Origin of the sequence: Prevotella sp. MGM1, assembly GCF_002933775.1 — a bacterium.
GTDB lineage: Bacteria > Bacteroidota > Bacteroidia > Bacteroidales > Bacteroidaceae > Prevotella.
In genome coordinates this window covers 1-973 of sequence record NZ_BEWV01000017.1, presented here as the reverse complement: position 1 = coordinate 973, position 973 = coordinate 1, and the positions used below count along the sequence as shown (strand labels likewise).

The window sequence follows — 973 nt, the reverse complement described above, 5'->3', positions numbered from 1 at the left end:
ACTATACTCTTGATACTCTCTCCCGCCCACCGGAAAAATCCGCTGACCCAAAGTTTGTCCGTAGAGAGCGGCCAATTGCATTCTTAATGTCCGGTCTCTCAAACCTGGAGCCGCGTGATGTTTGTCGGTAAAGAATAACTCTAATATGGTTTGTCGGGTTATACCGGGTAGCGTTTTGAGCGATAAAAGCCAATGCGCTTTATTGTATGTCCGATGGTGGGGATGAGGAATGCCAAGCCTATTTTGCCGTGAATACCGCCAAGCGCAGAGTGCGTGAATGAACCAACCCAATGGATGAAAGCCACAACAGCACTGATGATGGTAAGAAGTGTGAAAATGGCAAGCGACCGAGTGACTGGAGATACTTGTTTACGCAGCTTCTGGAACCATGCTTTCCAACCAAAATGCAAGTATAGATGCCAGACGACATTGCCGGGAAACATACATCCCATAATGATATGTATCCATATCCATGACGAGTGACGGCTTCCCGTCGCTTCGAGTAGTATGCTTGAAGCAAGTGTAAACGCTGTCATACATAGCAGTATGCGGTCGCGCAATCAGAGTTTGTCTGCCTTTGTCATTGATGATGGTTTCTTATCAATTCGTACATTGTGGCAATATCCTGAGTCAGTAGAAATTCTACTGCCCCTAAAAAAATGCATAAGAACCGCTACAAATAAAAAAAAGGTTGGACAAACCAACCTTTTACCTTTCATTTTGTCGGGATGAGGCGACTCGAACGCCCGACCCCTACGTCCCGAACGTAGTGCGCTACCAACTGCGCTACATCCCGATTGCTTGAAAGCGAGTGCAAAGGTATAGAAAAAATCCGAAACACGTGCAATTTTATCAATAAAAATTTGCATGTATGCAAAAAAACATCTACCTTTGCACTCGGATTTGAAAAAATCCTTTGGTGCCATAGCTCAGTTGGTAGAGCAAAGGACTGAAAATCCTTGTGTCCCCGGTT

1 protein-coding gene and 1 tRNA gene are annotated in these 973 nt (G+C 45.0%); both read right to left on the bottom strand.

Going from position 1 to position 973, the window contains the following annotated elements:
• Positions 1-158 precede the first annotated feature (158 nt).
• On the bottom strand, positions 159-536 hold the full coding sequence (locus tag MoGM_RS00230; protein ID WP_104368250.1) for a hypothetical protein: 378 nt from the start codon (positions 534-536) through the stop codon (positions 159-161).
• Positions 537-723: 187 nt separating this feature from the next.
• A tRNA-Pro gene (locus tag MoGM_RS00225) sits at positions 724-796 on the bottom strand.
• Positions 797-973 lie beyond the last annotated feature (177 nt).